Raw genomic sequence first — 19,005 nt, 5'->3', positions numbered from 1 at the left:
TGTATAAGAGAAAGAGAAAAAGGTGGAATGAATATGAATAAACGTGTTGGAGAGTATTTAATGGACTGCCTGAGTACTGCAGGCGTAGATAAAGTATTTGGTGTCCCTGGAGATTTCAACTTAGCTTTCTTAGACGATATTATCAGCCGTGATGATATTGAATGGATTGGTAATACAAATGAATTAAACGCAAGTTATGCGGCAGACGGTTATGCACGCATGAATGGTTTAAGCGCAATGGTGACTACATTTGGTGTAGGTGAATTATCAGCGGTCAATGGTATCGCAGGTTCTTATGCAGAACGTATTCCAGTAGTTGCAATTACAGGCGCACCGACACGCAGTGTAGAACAAGCAGGTAAATATGTTCACCACTCACTTGGTGAAGGTGAATTCGATAACTACCGCAAAATGTTCAAAGAAATTACAACAGCACAAGGTTATATCACACCTGAAAATGCACAAGAAGAAATTCCGCGTCTGATCAATGAAGCATTAGCCGAGAAAAGACCTGTACATTTACACTTACCGATTGATGTCGCAATGACAGAAATTGAAGTGAAAGATGCTTATCAATTACCAGAATTTAAAGCACAAGATGTCTCAAACTATATTGAGATGGTTAAAAATAAATTAAACAGTGCGTCTCAACCTGTAATTATTGCAGGACATGAAATCAATAGCTTCAAACTGCATGACAAACTAGAACAATTTGTAAATCAAACACACATTCCAGTTGCGCAATTGTCATTAGGTAAAGGTGCCTTCAATGAAGAAAATCCTTACTATATGGGCATTTATGACGGCTCAATCGCAGAAGAAAATATTAGAAATTATGTTGATAACAGTGATGCAATTTTAAATATTGGTGCGAAATTAACAGACTCTGCCACAGCAGGTTTCTCATATGAATTTGATATTGATGATGTCGTGATGTTGAATCAACACAATTTCAAAATGAATGACACAGAAGATCAAGATGTAACATTACCAGATTTATTAGAAGGCCTGTTAGAGATGGACTATGTGAATGATGCAGATTACCCACAATATAAACGTCCAGAAGCGGGTCAATATGAATTAACGAATGAACCATTAACACAAGAAACGTACTTCGATATGATGCAAGACTTTATCGCACCTGATGATGTGATTCTAGCCGAACAAGGAACATCATTCTTTGGTGCATATGACTTAGCGTTATATCAAGCGAATAAGTTTATTGGTCAACCTTTATGGGGCTCAATTGGTTACACATTACCAGCAACATTAGGTACACAAATTGCTGATCCAAATCGTCGTAACTTATTATTAATCGGTGACGGTTCACTGCAATTAACAGTTCAAAGTATTTCAACAATGATTCGTGAGAAATTAAAACCAGTATTGTTTGTCATCAATAATGATGGCTATACAGTAGAGCGTAAGATTCATGGTGAAAATGAACCATATAACGACATCTTTATGTGGGACTACAAAGCCTTACCAGCAGTCTTCGGTGCTAAAGATGATGTGAAAATCCATGATGTTTCAACAAGTGAAGAGTTGAAACAAGCCTTTGAAACTATTAAAGCTTATCCAGAAATGATGCACTTTGTAGAAGTGAAAATGGCAATGCACGACGCACCGCATAAATTAGAAGCTATTGGTAAAGCTTTCGCAAAACAAAATAGCTAAAGATAATTTGAAAAATAATGCACATAAAAATGAATGAAGTGATTCGCACTTTCATTTAAAATCCCTGACGTTTAAAGTCGGGGATTTTTTTATGAGAGCTTTTGATAAATGTAATTTTAAATCACTAAAAATTGACGATTCTAGAGGATGTTTTCAGTTTTTCTAAAAAATATTTATTCGTATAAAATGTATATTAATGCATAAAAGTGAGTAGTTAAATCCGTTCAATTCGTTAAATTTAAACTTAACATAGGGTTATAAGCGATTAGGACGCTTGAATTACTAATCTTAAATATATATTTATTCATTTTTGCCAACATATTCTTCTGTATGAATTTGCATTATTATAAATAATTCGTTAATGTCTTTATGTAACATAAGAAATGGGGAGTTGGAAAAATAAAAAGAGAAGTAGAATTTGATTTTTATGTTTTCAACGACAATTAATCAATATAGGGAGTGCAAAAACATTGCAAAAAGCTAAAAAGCAAAACAAAGCTAAAAAGTCCCAAATTATGGACTGGACAACGTTTTATGGTACTGTCGCTATTTTATTAATTGCTGTCATTCCGATGATGGCATTTCCTAAAGCGAGTCAAAAAGTAATTACTGACATTAACGAAGCAGTATCCAATTCGCTAGGTGCAGTTTATTTATCACTGGGCTTAATTGTTTTAGGTTTCGTACTGTACATAGCATTTGGCAAATACGGAAACGTAACTCTGGGGAGAGCAAGTGATAAACCGGAATTCGGTAACTTTACTTGGGCAGCGATGCTGTTCTGTGCCGGTATCGGTTCAGATATTTTATACTGGGGCGTTATTGAATGGGCCTTCTATTTCCAAGTACCGCCACATGGCGAGAAAGGTATGACAGATGCTGCCTTAGAATATGCCACAATGTATGGTATGTTCCACTGGGGTCCAATTGCTTGGGCAATTTATGTTTTACCAGCTTTACCGATCGGTTACTTAGTTTTCGTGAAGAAAAAACCAGTTTATAAAATCAGTCAGGCTTGTCGACCGATTTTAAAAGGACAAACTGAAAAATTACCAGGTAAAATTGTCGATATCTTATTTATTTTCGGATTACTTGGCGGTGCAGCTACATCACTTGGATTAGGTGTGCCAATGATTTCAGCTGGTATTGAACGTTTAACAGGTATTGATGGACAAAGTATGGTGTTACGTTCAGCGATTTTAATTACAATTACGGTTATTTTCGCAGTCAGCTCTTATACAGGACTGAAAAAAGGGATTCAACGTTTAAGTGACGTGAACGTTTGGTTGTCATTTATTCTATTAGGATTTGTCTTTATTGTAGGTCCAACTGTATTCATCATGGAAACAACAGTTACAGGCTTTGGGAATATGTTAAAGAATTTCTTCCAAATGGCTACATGGTTAGAACCATTTGGCGGTATTGACGGACGTAAGGAAACAAACTTCCCACAACAATGGACAATTTTCTATTGGTCATGGTGGATCGTTTATGCGCCGTTTATCGGACTCTTTATCGCACGTATTTCTAAAGGTCGTACGTTAAAAGAAGTCATCTTAGGTACGATTATTTACGGTACATTAGGTTGTGTCTTATTCTTTGGTATCTTTGGTAACTATGCAGTGTATCTTCAAATTACACATCAATTCGATGTTGTATCATTCTTGAATGCACATGGTACGGAAGCAGCCATTGTTGAAGTCATTCACCAACTACCGTTCCATAATATTATTGTCGTTCTATTCTTGATTTCAGCGTTCTTATTCTTAGCAACGACGTTCGACTCTGGTTCATATATTCTTGCTTCAGCATCTCAAAAGAAAGTAATTGGTGAACCATTACGCGCGAACCGTTTATTCTGGGCATTTGCGTTATGTTTATTACCATTCTCATTAATGCTAGTCGGTGGTCAACGTGCGCTAGATGTTCTGAAGACAGCTTCAATTCTAGCCAGTGTGCCGCTCATTGTGATTTTCGTCTTTATGATGATATCGTTTATTATCACCTTATCTAGAGACCGCGTTAAATTACAATTACGTGCCGCACGATTAAGAGAAGCAGAACATCGTTCCTTGAAGATTAATCAGATTGCGGAAGAACGTGAAGAGGAACAACACGCACAAAGAACTTAACGATTTATAAGTAGAATTACTTTTAAAGATAAAAAATGAATGAAGTAGAAATAAAAAATGGCACGCATTCCAAATCTGGAGTGCGTGCCATTTTTATATCGATAAGTTATGGAAAGTGTATTATACATCTTTCGGGTCAGGAATTGGGAAATATTTAAAGATTTCGCCAGTACGGATGGCTTCATTAATTTGAGAAAGCCATTCGTAATAGATACGAGAATGTTCGAGTTGTGCATTGACGCGTTGTGCATAGTCATAAGTTGCTTCGTCGACATCATCTGATTCAAGAACGTGTTGAATAATTTGTTCTGCTTCATCAAGAGAAGCCATATTGACGTTTATTTCACGACTGAATTTCACATCGAAGAAGTGTCTAAAGAATACAAAGAAGTCTTTCTCAGCAACAAAGTGTTGTTTACGACTGCCGCGTGTAAATTGTTGTTTTACTAAGTCATATTCTTGTAGACGTTTCACACCTGTACTCATACTTGGCTTACTCATCTGCAACTTCTCGCGCATTTGATCCAAGGTCATATTATCTTCAAATACCATAGTCCCGTAAAGGTTGCCGACACTACGATTAATGCCGTACAAATCCATTGTTTCGCCAATCGCGTTAATCACTAAATCTTTAGCTTCTTCGATGGCTTGTTCATGTTGATTTGAACTTGTCATACTTAAACCTCCGTCCACTACATTTATATTCATTTTAGAGTTATTTCCCGCATTCGTCCAATGTTGAATCATGAATAGTATATCAAAGTACAGGATTATCTTTAACTTGCTATGCAGTGTGTTATATAAAAAGTGTGTTTGACACTTTCTCTTTATTCATGCTAACATAAACTTTGTAAAATTCGTTAAATAAAAATTTAACAAAGTTAACGGGGGTCTAAATGATGGAACTTGTAAAGCGTTTATCTCACCAACAATACATTGATGGTGAGTGGATAGACAGTGCGAACCAAGCCACACGTGAAATAATCAATCCTTATAATCAAGAAGTTATATTCGAAGTATCAGAAGCAGCAGCTGAAGATGCAGAACGTGCAGTAAAAGCAGCAAGACGTGCTTTTGATCAAGGTGACTATGCGAATGAAACAAGTGAAGTCAAAGGACAAAAAGTCAGAGCAATTGCCGACAAGATTAAAGAAAATCGTGAAGAACTTGCGAAATTAGAAACGTTAGATACTGGTAAAACGTACGAAGAATCACTTGCAGATATGGATGACATCCATAACGTCTTTATGTATTTTGCGGGGTTAGCTGATAAAGACGGCGGTGAAATGATTAATTCACCAATTCCAGGTACAGAAAGTAAAGTTGTGAAAGAACCAGTCGGTGTGGTTACACAAATTACACCTTGGAACTATCCTTTACTACAAGCATCATGGAAAATTGCGCCAGCCTTAGCTACAGGTTGTTCATTAGTGATGAAACCTAGTGAAATCACACCATTGACAACTATTCGTGTATTCGAATTGATGGAAGAAGTCGGTTTCCCTAAAGGTGTTATTAATTTAGTATTAGGTGCCGGTTCAGTTGTAGGTGATGTTTTATCAGGTTCACCAGAAGTAGACTTAGTGTCATTTACAGGTGGTATTCAAACTGGTAAACACATTATGAAACAAGCAGCAAATCATGTGACAAATGTCGCATTAGAACTTGGCGGTAAAAATCCTAACGTTATTTTTGAAGATGCTGACTTTGATTTAGCAGTCGATCAAGCGTTAAACGGCGGCTATTTCCATGCAGGTCAAGTATGTTCAGCAGGTTCACGTATCATTGTTCAAAACTCAATTAAAGATAAGTTCGAAGAAGCGTTGATTAAACGCGTGAAAAATATTCGTCTTGGTAATGGGTTTGATGAAGATACTGAAGTGGGTCCATTAATCTCAGCGGAACATTTAGCAAAAGTTGAAGGTTATATGGATGTTGCGAAAGAAGAAGGCGCAACGATTGCGACAGGCGGTAAACGTCCTGATCGTGATGACTTGAAAGATGGCTTCTTCTTTGAACCGACTGTGTTTACAGATTGTGATACGTCAATGCGTATCGTACAAGAAGAAGTATTCGGACCTGTTGTGACAGTTGAAGGGTTTGAAGATGAAGCGGATGCGATTCGTTTAGCGAACGATTCAATTTATGGTTTAGCAGGTGCAGTGTTCTCTAAAGACATCGGCAAAGCGCAACGTGTCGCAAGCCGATTACGTATGGGTACAGTATGGATTAATGATTTCCATCCTTACTTCGCACAAGCACCTTGGGGCGGCTATAAACAATCAGGTATCGGTCGTGAATTAGGTAAAGAAGGTTTAGAAGAGTACTTAGTTTCTAAACACATTTTAACGAACTATCATCCAGAACCAGTGAATTGGTTTAAAGGCTAATGCATTTTAAATAAAGCGAGAATACAGGTGAAATAATTTTCGCCTCTCTGTTCTCGCTCTCTTTTTGGACAAATTAAGATAAATCGAGCATAACCATTTTCTATAGGAGGAAGACATAAATGAGTAAATCTTATGATTATGATTATATTATTATCGGCGGGGGCAGTGCCGGTTCAGTTTTAGGTAATCGTTTAAGTTTAGACAAGAACAATGAGGTATTAGTATTAGAAGCAGGACGCAGCGACTATTTTTGGGATTTATTTATTCAAATGCCAGCAGCATTAATGTATCCATCAGGAAATCGTTTCTACGACTGGATTTATGCGACAAATAACGAACCACATATGGGCGGTCGTCAAGTTGCACACGCACGCGGTAAGGTATTAGGCGGTTCAAGTTCAATCAACGGTATGATTTATCAGCGTGGTAACCCGATGGACTATGAAAAATGGGGTTCACCAAAAGGTATGGAAACTTGGGATTACGCACATTGCTTACCATACTTCAAACGTTTAGAAACAACATTCGGTGCAGAACAAGATGACGAATATCGTGGTCATCATGGTCCGATTAAATTAAAACGTGGACCAGCGAAAAACCCATTATTCCAAGCGTTCTTTGATGCAGGTGTGCAAGCAGGCTACAATAAAACACCTGATGTGAACGGTTTCCGTCAAGAAGGTTTCGGACCTTTCGACAGCCAAGTTCATAATGGTCGTCGTGTATCAGCTTCACGCGCTTACTTACATCCAGTAATGAAACGTAAAAATTTACATGTTAAAACACGTGCGTTTGTGACGAAATTAAACTTTGAAGGTAATAAGGTTACAGGCGTGACATTTAAACGTAATGGTAAATTGCATACGGTTACCGCAAAAGAAGTCATCTTATCAGGTGGTGCGTTCAATACACCACAATTACTTCAATTATCAGGTATCGGTGATTCTGAACACTTGAAATCATTAGGTATTGAACCACGTATTCATTTACCTGGTGTCGGTGAAAACTTCGAAGACCACTTAGAAGTGTACATTCAACATGCAGCATCTCAACCTGTGTCAGAACAACCAAGTTTAAATCCATTAAAAATGCCATTTATCGTTTTACAATGGATCTTCAGCCGTACAGGACCAGCCGCAACGAACCACTTTGAAGGTGGCGGATTCGTACGTTCAAACGATGATGTGAAGTATCCAAACTTGATGTTCCACTTCTTACCGTTAGCGGTACGTTATGATGGCGAGAAAGCAGAAACAAAACATGGTTTCCAAGTACACGTTGGACCAATGTATTCTAACTCTCGCGGCAGCTTGAAGATTAAATCAACAGACCCATTTGAACATCCTGACTTTGTGTTCAACTATCTTTCAACAGAAGAAGATAAACGTGAATGGGTAGAAGCTATTCGTGTTGCGCGTAACATCTTATCTCAACCTGCACTTGCACCGTATAACGATGGAGAAATTTCTCCAGGACCAGAAGTTCAAACAGATGAAGAAATTTTAGATTGGGTACGCCGCGACGCTGAAACAGCATTACACCCTTCATGTAGTGCGAAAATGGGACCTGCTTCAGACCCAATGGCCGTTGTAGACCCATTAACAATGAAAGTACATGGCATGGAAAACTTACGTGTTGTTGATGCATCAGTCATGCCTACAACAACAAACGGTAATATTCATGCGCCTGTCTTAATGATTGCGGAAAAAGCTGCAGATATTATTTTAGGCAATGATCCAATGAAACCAGAATATATGGATTATTATGTACATGGTAAACATGATAAAAATGCAGGAACAGTTCAATAATTAACGTTTTAAAAGGAGTCTTCAAATAGTGGAGGACTCCTTTTTTTATACACTTTTAGAAAGTCTGTTTATTGCCATACAATGATGCAAAATTATAAATGTTTAAGTTTTGATACATAGGGATAAGAGAAACGTAACGAGGAAGTGTACAAAAGTAAATTTCATGTTAAAAATATTTATCAAAATAAAAAAGTGTGAAACTTTTGAAATTTACTAAAATAGTTATAGACACTTCTTGAAATTTCAGTATAATTAACTCAATTAGCAATTTTTAAACGAAACTAAATGTTGAACAAGCGAAACAAAGGTTTGGAGAAAACGAGGAGGAATTTTTTCTATGAAAAAATTAGATTTTCTTCCGAATAGACGGAACAAGTATTCTATACGTAAATTTACCGTAGGAACAGCTTCGATTCTATTAGGAACAATGTTGATTTTAGGAGTAAACGATGAAGCAAGAGCAGCTGAAAACAGCACATCTGATTCATCAGGCAGCAGCTCAAGCAGCTCGACGGGAAGTGGCGACACTTCAACAACTGAGTCAACTACAGAAACTACACCGACACAAGAGACACAAACAAATACGCCAGAAACAACGACGAATACGACAGAAACAGCACCACAAGTTGATACCTCTCCACCACAAGAACCGGCTCAAAATACAACTGAAACAACAGAAACACCTGCGACATCCACGCCATCTGGTGAGACGTCTGCGCCAACAACTGACCCTGCGCCAGCACCAGATACGACTACAGAACAAGATTCAACACCTTCTAATCAAGAATCTTCAACATCAACACCTTCAGAAACACCAACACCTTCACAGCCATCATCCAATGAATCATCTCAAACACAAAGTACTCCTGATACTAAGACAACACCTTCAACAGACGCACCTTCATCATCAAACGACACTTCATCAGACTCTCAAACAACACCATCAAATGATACATCATCAGAATCTCAAGTGGCACCATCGAATGACACATCAAAGCCAGATACATCAACAGGAACGTCAGATGCACCATCAACAACTGACAGTAATACTACAAATAGTACAGCTAATGATACTTCTACACCAAATTCAACGAATGACACAACAATTTCATCTATTGAATCACCAACACCGACATTGTCTCGAGATTTATCACAAACATTGGATAGCAGTACAGATAAGGAAAGTGCTTTAACAGATTATTTAGCAACTGAAGAAAATTTATCACCTGAAGCAGCACAACAAGTGGTAGATGGTATGGCAGTAGATGCGAATACAGCGACAGATGAAGAAATCGCAGGTGCTTTATTGACTTCTTATTTACTGAATACATCGAGCGCACCTGGCAGTGATCCTGTGGGGGAATTACCATTAACAACATCTACACAATCATCAACGACATCAAGTTCAACAAGTATTTCACCGACGTTTCGTATGATGGCATTTTCAGCATATGCAGCACCAGCACCCGCGACACAAGTCAGCACGTGGGATCAGTTTATTGCGGCGTTAAATGACAAAACAGTCTCTAATATTCAATTGACTGGCAATATCACAGGTACAAGCTCACCGAACCTTCAAACTTCAACAGGACGCTCTGTGACGATTGATGGTGGCGGTTATACGTTGAATACGGGAACGAATATTATTAATGCCCCAGCAACATCAGGCAGTTGGAATATGACGTATCAAAATATGAATATTACAACGGGCAATACAGGTGGTTTAGTAAACTTCGGGGCAAGTACGACGACTAACAATACTATCTCGTTCAATAACGTCAAACATACTGGCAGTAACTTGGTGAGCAGTACACTCGCAAACCAAAACGTGAATGTCAATATTAGCGGCAACTTCAGTTCAATTAGTAATGACAGTACTTTAAACCGTTCAAACATTGGTGCGAAGAATATCAATATTGCGGCAGATGCGACAGTTAATATTACGCGTACTGGTTTAGGTAACGCACTGCAAGTGGTTGATGGCGGTGTAATTACAACAGGTACGAATTCAAATATTACAATGAACGTTTCGCCAACCAACCCATGGGGCACAACGAACGGAACAACTGCATTCCAAGTCGGTAATGGTGGCTCTGTGTTAATCGGTGATGGTTCGACATTAAATATTACAGGTCAAAATATTTTTGACTTTGCGAATGATGGCACGCTTTACACAGGTGCGAATTCTACAATCAATATCAGTCAAAAAGGTAACGGTAACATTGTAGATATGGGGACTGGCAGTACTTTCGAAGTTGGCCAATACTCTAAATTCATCGCATATTCCGATGGACATCGTGCGGGTGATTACTCAAACAACAACCTGATAGGATTAGATGGTAACTCTCAAATTTTAATTGATGAGTACGCGACATTATTCTTAGATGCGAAAAACCATCAATGGAATCCAGATACTAAGACACAAGTCGGCGCTTATAATGACTTAGTCAACATTAATGCGACAGGTACGCAAAGTGCATTATTATGGGTGAAAGATAATGCGACATTAGACTTGCGTACAGATAACCGTGACTATTACGCGGAAGTTTTATCGATTCCTTTAGGCGGTACAAGTCAAAACCGCCAATTTATCTTTGATAATGCGAACTATATCAACTTCCAAAAAAACAGTATTGTCACAAGTGGCCAAAGTACAAATGGCAGTAAGCCGAACTTGATTTATATGGATCCTGGCTCTCCAGGTTATATGAAGTGGAATGGCTCTTATATTGTTAAAACTTGGAATGCGACACACTTTAGTGATCCAAATCAAAGTGCAGATGCGGATACAGTTTGGTCTGACGTTGTAGATTTACAAGCAGCACAAAAAGGTTTCTCTACAGGTACACCAACTTATAATACGACAGAATCTACAAGTGCCAGCTCAACACCTTCAGGTACAAGCAGTAAAGACTTAAGTACTTTAAACTTAAATACGATTCAAAGAATTGTGTTAATCAGTAATAACTCAGTCAACCCTGAAGCGGTACCGGCACAAACAACAGTAGAAACAATTGAGCCAAGTACAAGTTATCAAGCTGTTTCAGACCCGACAAAACCGCTTGGTACTGAAACGATTGTGGTAGAAGGTGTACCAGGTTCACAAACTGTAACAACAGAACCAGGTAAAGATACTATTGTGAACGTGACACAACAGCCAACAAACGAAGTTATAGGTGTGAATAATGTACAAGCGACGACAACAACTATTCCTTACAACACACAATATGTCGGTGTAAACCAACCAACAGATTATACAAACGTGCGTACACAAGGCCAAGCAGGTTCAACAACAACGACAACGACTTATACGGTTGACCCAGCGACAGGTCAATTATCTAATCCAGTGACTACTACATCGACAGTTCAACCTGTGACACAAGTCATTGAAAAAGGGACAGTTCAAACAACAACAGCAGATGTACCATATGAAACGATTTATAGAGAAAATCCAAACTTACCTCAAGGTACACAAAACGTTGTTCAACAAGGGGTAACGGGTCAAACACAAACGACAACGACTTATACAGTGAACCAGACAACAGGTGCATTAGAAAATCCGACAACATCAACAACGACATTAACACAAAAGCAAGATCAGATTATTGAAGTAGGATCAGGTGTGACAACGTCAACAACTTCACCGATTCCATCAGGTACGACATATGTTGCAGATCCAAACCCTGATGCAGGAGTTGGAGACCAAACAGTTGTGACGCAAGGTCAAGATGGTGTCGCAACAACAGTAAAAGAACCTGGTCAAGAAGCAGTTACAACAACGACAACACCAGCTGTTGATGAAGTCATCAGTGTGGATAATGTTGATACTAACGTGACACCGATTCAATATAATACGGTGTATCGTTATAACCCGGATTTAGCAGTAGGAACAACGAATACGTTAGTTCAAGAGGGACAAAATGGTTCGACAACGACTACAACAACGTATGATGTAGATACGACAACAGGTGCATTATCTAACCCGCAAACTGTGACAAATACAATCAACCCAGTTGACCAAGTCTATGAATATGGACCAGTCGCAGGCGATACAGTGTATCAAGTCGACCCGAACTTACCATACAACCAAACAAATACAGTGCCAGGCACGCCAGGGGATCCGAACGATCCAAACAACTTGCCGACGGACACAATTGTTTATGTTGGTAATGTCAGCACATCAACGACACCAATTATTCATAGTACCGAATACATTGGTGTGAATGAACCGACGACGTATAGAAATGTAGTGGCTGAAGGCAGTGATGGTTCAACAACAACGACAACAACATATGAGGTCAATCCTCAAACAGGTGAATTGATTAACCTGCAAACTAATACAGAAACAGTGCCTGCAGAAAATCGCGTAATTGAAAAAGGGACAGTCCAAGTCACAACAGCAGAAGTACCATATGAAACGACTTATAGAGAAAACCCAGATTTACCACAAGGCACAGAAAATGTGTTGCAAGAAGGTGTGGTAGGTCAAACACAAACAACAACAACTTATACAATCAACAGCACAACAGGTGAATTAGAAAGTCCCGTTTCAAATACAGATACTTTAGTACAAGCACAAGACCGTATTATTGAAGTGGGTACAGGTACGACGTCTGTCACAACGACACCAATTCCAGCGACAACGGTTTACCAAGCGAATCCTGACAAAGATTCAGGTACAGGTGACCAAATTGTGATTGTTGAAGGTCAAGATGGTGTGTCAACAACAGTGAAAGAACCAGGTCAAGAAGCGGTTACAACGACAACCACACCAGCGGTTAATGAAGTCATCGGTGTAGATAATGTTGATTCAGCGACAGCACCGATTCCATATGAAACAATCAACCGTTATAACCCAACATTACCTGTTGGTTCACAAAATGTAGTCGTTCAAGAAGGACAAGAGGGTACCGCAACGACAATCAAAACATATGAAGTTGACCCAGCAACAGGTGCGTTATCTAATCCGGTGACAACGGAAGAAGTGTCTCCATCAACACCGCGTATCGTAGAATACGGACCAGTTGAAGGTAATACGGTTTATCAAGTCGACCCGAACTTGCCATACAACCAAACAAATACAGTACCAGGTACACCTGGAGATCCAAATAATCCGAATAACTTACCGACGGATACTATTGTGTATGTCGGTAATGTCAATACAACAAATGAAACATTACCTTATGACACGCAATATGTAGGTGTTAATCAACCGACAGATTATACAAATGTACAAACAGCGGGACAAAATGGTGTGACGACAACGACAACAACTTATGAAGTTGATCCAAATACGGGTACATTGATTAATCCATCTATTTCAACACAAACGACACAACCTGTGACAGAAGTGGTTGAAAAAGGAACAGTCCAAGTTGCGACAACACCAGTACAATATGAAACGATTTATCAAGAAAATGCGAATTTACCTGTAGGCGTTCAAAACGAAATCCAACCAGGTGTGGTTGGGGAAACAACAACGACAACAACGTATACAGTGAATCCTGAAACAGGCGCATTAGAAAATCCGTCATCAACAGATGCGACAACAGTTCAAAAACAAGACCGTATTATTGAAGTCGGTACAGGTACAACTGTTGTGACTACAGATCCGATAGCGCCGACAACGGTTTACGAAGCAAACCCTAATCCAGATGCGGGCACAGGTGATTACACAGTAATAACACCTGGACAAGCAGGTGAAACGACAACTACGAAAGAACCTGGTCAAGAGCCAGTCACTGAAATTACGACACAACCTGTGAATGAAGTCATTGGTGTGGATAACGTAGATACAACAACAGAAACAATTCCGTATCAAACAGAAACACGTTATAACCCGAACTTGCCAGTAGGCAGTACAGATGTAGTGGCACAACCAGGTCAAGATGGTGTGATTACGACAACGACAACGTATGACGTAGATACAACGACAGGACAACTGTCTAATCCACAAGTGTCAACAGAGACAACACAACCTGTGACACAAATTATCGAATATGGTCCGGTTGCCGGAGAAACGATTTATCAAGCAGACCCGAACCTGCCATATAATGAAACAACGACGATTGAAGGTACGCCAGGCGATCCGAATGACCCGAATAATCTGCCTACAAACACAGTGATTAAAGTAGGTAATACAACACATGAACTCGCAACATTACCTTATGACACGCAATATGTAGGTGTGAGTCAACCGACAGATTATACAAATGTCAGAACAGAAGGACAAGAAGGTTCAACAGCTACGACAACGACGTATACAGTGGACCCAGAAACAGGTGCGTTATCAAATCCGGTCACTTCTGTTCAAACGATTGGACCAGTTACACAAGTGGTTGAAAAAGGAACGGTTCAAACGACAACAGCGGATGTCCCATATGAAACGATTTATAGAGAAAACCCAGATTTACCACAAGGCACACAAAATGTGGTACAACCAGGCGTGGTTGGTCAGACACAAACAACGACAACGTATACGATAAATCCAGAAACAGGTGCGTTAGAAAGTCCGACATCTGACACAATAACTACGATTTACAAACAAGACCAAATTATTGAAGTAGGTACAGGCGTAACGACATCTACAACGTCACCGATTTTACCGACAACAACTTACCAAGCGAACCCTGATGCAGACCCTGGCACAGGAGACCAAGTTATCTTAGTGCCTGGTCAAGAAGGTGTTGCGACAACGGTAAAAGAGCCAGGTAAAGAAGCGGTCACTACAACGACTACAGAACCGGTAAATGAAGTGATTGGCGTGGATAACGTGGATACTACAACGAGCACGACAGCTTATGATACGATTACACGTTATAATCCGAACTTGCCGACAGGCAGTACAAATGTAGTCGTTCAACAAGGTCAAGATGGCGTTACAACAACGACAACTACGTATGAAGTAGACCCGACAACAGGCCAATTATTAAATCCGCAAGTAGAAACAAACACAACAGAACCAGTGAGTCAGATTGTGGAATATGGTCCTGTCGCAGGCAATGTCGTGTATCAACCTGACAGTAATGTACCTTATAATCAAACTAATACTATTGAAGGTACACCTGGAGATCCAAATGATCCGAATAACTTACCGACAGATACAGTTGTCAAAGTGGGTAATGTGCAAACGGATGTGACGACACAACCATATGAAACAACATATGTAGGTGTGAGTCAGTCGACAGATTACACAAATGTTCAAACACAAGGTCAAGACGGTACAACGATTACCACAACAACGTATCAAGTGGATCCAAACACAGGTTCACTATCAAACCCGGTGACTGCAGTTCAAACGATTGCGCCAGTGACACAAGTGGTTGAAAAAGGAACAGTTCAAACAACAACAGCGGATGTCCCATATGAAACGATTTACAGAGAAAATCCGGATTTACCACAAGGTACACAGAATGAAGTTCAAACAGGTATTACAGGTCAAACACAAACAACAACGACTTACACAGTGAACACACAAACAGGTGCACTAGAAAGTCCAGTTGAAAACACAACGACATTAGTTGTAAAGCAAGATCGCATTATTGAAGTGGGTACAGGCGTAACAACTTCTACGACAACACCAATCCCACCTGAAACAACTTATCAAGCAAATCCTGATAATGATCCAGGTGTCGGCGAACAAACGATTATTACACAAGGTCAATCTGGTGTATCAACGACAGTCAAAGAACCTGGACAAGAGGCAGTTACGACAACGACAACAGAACCTGTGACGGAAGTCATTGGCGTAGATAATGTGGATGTGACACAACAAGATGTTCCGTATAACACGATTGAACGTTATAATCCGAATTTACCAGTAGGTACAACGAATTCAGTGGCACAAGAAGGGCAAACGGGTCTTAAAACAACAACGACAACGTATGAAGTTGACCCAGATACAGGCGCATTATTAAATCCTGCGATTAATACAACAGAAACTGCGCCAGTTGATCGTATTATTGAATATGGTCCAGTGGCAGGAGAAGTAATTTATCAACCGGATCCAAGCTTACCAGTAGGCCAACAAACGACTACTGAAGGTGTACCAGGAGATCCAAACGATCCAAATAACTTACCGACAGATACGGTTGTTAAAGCGGGTAATGTCGATACTGCGACAACAATCTTACCGCACGATGTGACATACGTGGCAGTAGATCAACCGACAGATTATAAAAATGTCGCAACAACAGGTGTCGATGGTTCAACGACTACTACAACAACGTATCAGGTGGATCCGAATACAGGTGTGTTAAGCAATCCGACATCAGTTAATCAAACAACAGAACCTGTGACAGAAGTTGTGGAAATCGGTACGCAACAAGTCACTACAGCTGAAGTACCTTATACAACGATTTATAGAGAGAACCCAGACCTTGCGGAAGGCACACAAAATGAACTTCAAGCAGGTGTCATTGGACAGACACAAACGACAACAACTTATAGCGTGAATCCAGAAACTGGAGAGTTATACAATCCAGTTGCGAATACAGTAACGCTGACTGAAAAACAAGATCGTATTGTAGAAGTCGGCACTGGCGTGACAGTAACAGATACAACAGTGATTCCGCCGACGACAACGTATGAAGCAGCACCGAACCCAGATGCAGGTGTCGGTAACACGACAGTGATTACAGAAGGTGTACCAGGTGAATCAACAACAACGAAAGCACCAGGACAAGATCCAGTTACGGAAACAACAACACCGCCTGTCAACGAAGTGATTGGTGTCGATAATGTAGACACAACAACAGATACGATTCCATTCGATACGCAATATGTGGCAGTAGATCAACCTATCGGCTATGAAAATGTGGCGACATCAGGTCAAAATGGTACAACAACGACAACAACAACGTATCAAGTCGACCCGAATACAGGTGCATTGATTTCTCCAGAAACAACAACGACGACAGAACAACCAGTGGCACAAGTGATTGAAATCGGTACAAAACAAGTGACTACAAACGATATTCCATTCAATACAACGTATGTCGATAATTCGAACTTGCCAGTAGGAACTGAAAACGAAGTCCAAGCAGGTATTGTGGGACAAGAAGAAATCACAACAACATATACTGTAAATCAGACAACAGGCGCACTTGAAAATCCAGTGTCTGTGACAACAACACAAGTTGAAAAACAAGATCGTATTATCGAACGTGGTACAGGTGTCACAACAACTGAAGTGACAGAGCTGCCACCGAAAACAATCTATGTTGCGGATTCAGATAGTGATGAAGGTGTGGGCGGTACGACTGTTCTTACGCTAGGTCAAGCAGGTTCAACAACGACAACGACTGAACCAGGTCAAACACCTGTCACAGAGACAGTTCCGGCTGTAGACCAAGTTGTAGGTGTTGATAACGTAGATACAAGCACAACAGATGTTCCGTTTGAAACACAATATGTCGGTGTGAACCAGCCTGTGGGTTATGAAAATGTTGCAACGACAGGTCAAAACGGTACAGAAACAACGACAACAACGTATGATGTGAATCCAGAAACTGGAGCGTTGACGAACCCTCAAGTTTCAACAACATCAACACCAGCTACTGCAAAAGTTGTGGAAATTGGTACAACGCAAGTTGAAACTAACGATGTGAATTACGAAACAATTTATAGAGAAAATCCAGACTTGCCTGCAGGTACACAAAATGAAATTCAAGCAGGTATTACAGGACAAACTCAAACAACAACAACTTATACAGTAAATGCGCAAACAGGTGCGTTAGAAAATCCAACTTCAAATACAGTAACAACAAAAGAAGTACAAAACCGTATTGTTGAAGTCGGTACAGGTGTAACGACACAAACTACGACACCAATCGCACCAACAACAAGTTACACCGCAAACCCTGATACAGCACAGCCAATCGGAGAACAAACAGTGATCACAGAAGGTGTGCCAGGTGAATCGACAACAACGAAAGCACCAGGACAAGAGCCTGTTACTGAAACAACAACGCAACCTGTGAATGAAGTCATTGGTGTAAACAATGTGACACAAACAGAAACGGATGTACCATATGAAACAATTATCCGTTATAATCCGAATCTGCCAGTCGGCACAACGGATTATGTAGCACAAACAGGACAAAATGGTTCAACTATTTCTACGACAACTTATGAAGTTGATACAAACACAGGTGCATTGATTAATCCGAACACACAAACAACAACAATAGATCCAATAAATCAAATTGTAGAATACGGACCAGTTGCTGGCGGTACAACATATCAAGCAGACCCGACATTACCAGCAGGTCAAACAAGTACAGTACCAGGTCAACCAGGAGATCCGAATGATCCGAATAATCTGCCGACGGATACTGTGGTAAAAGTGGGCAACGTGACAACAGAAACAAGCCCAGTACCTTATAACACGCAATATGTAGGTGTTAGTGAACCGACAACGTATACAAATGTTCAAACACCAGGACAAAATGGTACTGAGACAACAACGACAACGTATACTGTGAACCCAGAAACAGGCGTGCTTGAAAGCCCAGTAACTACAACAACGACAATCCCTTCAACAACTGAAGTGATTGAAAAAGGTACAGTACAAGTTGTAAATACGGATATTCCTTACGACACAGTATATAGAGAAAATCCAGATTTACCTGTAGGTACACAAAATGAAATTCAAGCAGGTAGCGTTGGCACATCACAAACAACAACAACTTACCAAGTGAATGGTCAAACAGGTGCGTTAGAAAATCCAACGTCAGAAACAACAATTCTATCTGGTGCACAAACACGCATAATTGAAGTAGGTGTCGGCACAACTGTTACGACAACAGATGTGATTGAGCCTAAGACAAACTATGTCGCAAATCCAGATGCAGACCCAGGCACAGGTGATCAAACAGTCATCACACCAGGTGAGCCAGGTGAATCGACAACAACGAAAGCACCAGGTCAAGAGCCTGTCACTGAAACAACAACACCAGCTGTTGATGAAGTGATTGGTGTAGACAATGTGGATACGAC

Annotated in this window: 6 protein-coding genes; 5 read left to right on the top strand and 1 reads right to left on the bottom strand. The window is 40.0% G+C overall.

Going from position 1 to position 19,005, the window contains the following annotated elements:
* The first annotated feature begins 33 nt into the window (after positions 1 to 33).
* On the top strand, positions 34 to 1,677 hold the full coding sequence (locus HMPREF2937_RS10850) for an alpha-keto acid decarboxylase family protein (protein WP_057510102.1): 1,644 nt from the start codon (positions 34 to 36) through the stop codon (positions 1,675 to 1,677).
* Between the two features lie 515 nt (positions 1,678 to 2,192).
* The gene (locus tag HMPREF2937_RS10845) at positions 2,193 to 3,809 is read left to right on the top strand and encodes a BCCT family transporter (RefSeq protein ID WP_070864584.1); all 1,617 of its coding nucleotides are present in this window, start codon (positions 2,193 to 2,195) and stop codon (positions 3,807 to 3,809) included.
* A gap of 120 nt (positions 3,810 to 3,929) precedes the next feature.
* Here the strand turns inward: HMPREF2937_RS10845 and HMPREF2937_RS10840 are convergent, their stop codons facing one another.
* A complete protein-coding gene (locus HMPREF2937_RS10840; RefSeq protein WP_002480012.1) occupies positions 3,930 to 4,484 on the bottom strand; it encodes a choline uptake/conversion transcriptional regulator CudC in 555 nt (184 codons plus the stop codon).
* Positions 4,485 to 4,708: 224 nt separating this feature from the next.
* Here HMPREF2937_RS10840 and betB point away from each other — a divergent pair, with 224 nt between their 5' ends.
* The 3 genes from betB to HMPREF2937_RS10825 form a co-directional block, all read left to right on the top strand.
* The gene (betB, locus tag HMPREF2937_RS10835; protein WP_070864575.1) at positions 4,709 to 6,199 is read left to right on the top strand and encodes a betaine-aldehyde dehydrogenase; all 1,491 of its coding nucleotides are present in this window, start codon (positions 4,709 to 4,711) and stop codon (positions 6,197 to 6,199) included.
* A gap of 119 nt (positions 6,200 to 6,318) precedes the next feature.
* Positions 6,319 to 8,007, top strand: coding sequence for a choline dehydrogenase (gene betA / locus HMPREF2937_RS10830; protein WP_070864574.1), 1,689 nt, complete (start codon positions 6,319 to 6,321; stop codon positions 8,005 to 8,007).
* 337 nt (positions 8,008 to 8,344) lie between these two features.
* A partial coding sequence (locus HMPREF2937_RS10825; protein WP_070864573.1) for a G5 domain-containing protein occupies positions 8,345 to 19,005 on the top strand: 10,661 nt, incomplete at its 3' end.

The organism is Staphylococcus sp. HMSC061G12 (genome assembly GCF_001838465.1).
In the GTDB taxonomy this organism is placed as follows: Bacteria; Bacillota; Bacilli; order Staphylococcales; family Staphylococcaceae; genus Staphylococcus; species Staphylococcus simulans.
Note: the sequence above shows the minus strand (reverse complement) of the source record. Positions and strands in the feature narration are given on the sequence as shown.

What these genes read in the sequence shown, in the direction of transcription:
- HMPREF2937_RS10850 (WP_057510102.1), top strand. Translation starts at nt 34, where the DNA reads ATGAATAAACGTGTTGGAGAGTATTTAATGGACTGCCTGAGTACTGCA.
- HMPREF2937_RS10845 (WP_070864584.1), top strand. Translation starts at nt 2,193, where the DNA reads ATGGACTGGACAACGTTTTATGGTACTGTCGCTATTTTATTAATTGCT.
- HMPREF2937_RS10840 (WP_002480012.1), bottom strand. Translation starts at nt 4,484, where the DNA reads ATGACAAGTTCAAATCAACATGAACAAGCCATCGAAGAAGCTAAAGAT.
- betB (WP_070864575.1), top strand. Translation starts at nt 4,709, where the DNA reads ATGGAACTTGTAAAGCGTTTATCTCACCAACAATACATTGATGGTGAG.
- betA (WP_070864574.1), top strand. Translation starts at nt 6,319, where the DNA reads ATGAGTAAATCTTATGATTATGATTATATTATTATCGGCGGGGGCAGT.